Annotated in this window: 2 protein-coding genes; both read left to right on the top strand. The window is 69.8% G+C overall.

Annotation, left to right across the window (positions count from 1 at the left end):
* Positions 1-257: response regulator transcription factor (locus tag ON40_RS31365; RefSeq protein WP_040828642.1), on the top strand; the 257-nt coding region annotated here is incomplete at its 5' end.
* 208 nt (positions 258-465) lie between these two features.
* A partial coding sequence (locus ON40_RS31360) for a hypothetical protein (RefSeq protein WP_157186481.1) occupies positions 466-1,196 on the top strand: 731 nt, incomplete at its 3' end.

Raw genomic sequence — 1,196 nt, 5'->3', positions numbered from 1 at the left:
CGGCCTGCGGCGGCGCGGGGACCCCGGCCCTGCGCCAGTCCGCGCAACCGCTGCCGCTGACCGCGCGGGAACGCGAGATCGCGAATCTGGTCGCGGCCGGACTCAGCAATCGCCAGATCGCCGATCGGCTGACGGTATCGGTGCGGACCGTCGAAGGCCATCTCTACCGAGCCTGCATCAAGCTGGATGTGACCGATCGGGAGGCGCTCGCCGATCTGATGCGCGGCGAGCCACCCAGCGGCAAACAACGCAATTAGCATCTCGCACTACAAACACCGCCTAATAGGTGAGTTTTCTGTCGAATAGCTCGGATTTCGTGTGCGACTATTCACCGCGATTTGCCATCGTTAGTTATTGAACAGTTATCATCTCCGGACCCGCGGCACCGCAGGTCGCCGCCGGATCCATGCCCGATTCCGGGGGATCCGTCACATATCCGAAATTTCCGAAGGTGGGGTGTTCGACGTGGCTCGTCGTTTCGCGGTTGATTCCGGTGCGCGACGGCGCGCGCTCGTTCTGGGGGCGATTCCGCTGGCGCTGGCCGTCGGCTGCTCGTCCGGCGGACAGGTGAGCAATTCGCCGAATCCCGCGCCTGCGGCGTCCGGGCCCTCCGCGTCGAGCCACCCGTCCGCTCCGGACCGGCCCGGCACGGCGACCCCACCGCAGGCCGAGGCCCCCGACGAACTGCGGAATCCGGCCGTGAGCAGTTCGCCGCAGCCCGGGGTGATCGGTCTCGGCGCACCGAACCTGCGGACCGGTGGATCGGTTCAGCCGGGCGTCACCGCGGCGCCCGCACCCCTGCCCGCTCTGATCGGCCCCGTGGCCCCGCAGTACGTGATTCCGCGGAACTTCCGAGCCGCCCCCGACACCGAGGCGGCTCCGGCGATCGAACTCGGAAATCTGCACGCGCCGACCCCCGTGGCCCCGGTCGCGCCGATCGCGCCGCCGCCGCGCACCCTGCGCCTGGGCGCATTCAGCACCACGGTCCCCGACGACGTGCCCGACACCGTGCTGACTCCCGCGAACACCGCCGCGGCCGATACCGAGGCGGCCATCGCGACGGGCCTGAACTCGGTCGGCATCAATGCCAGCCGCTCGGACAAGATCGCCGGTCTGACCATCGCGGGAGCCGCGGGCGGCGCGACCCTGGGCGCTACCGCACTGGGTGTGCCCGCCGCCGTCGTCGGCGCGATTCC

Source organism: Nocardia jiangxiensis NBRC 101359 (assembly GCF_000308615.1).
GTDB classification, from domain to species: Bacteria; Actinomycetota; Actinomycetes; order Mycobacteriales; family Mycobacteriaceae; genus Nocardia; species Nocardia jiangxiensis.
Note: the sequence above shows the minus strand (reverse complement) of the source record. Positions and strands in the feature narration are given on the sequence as shown.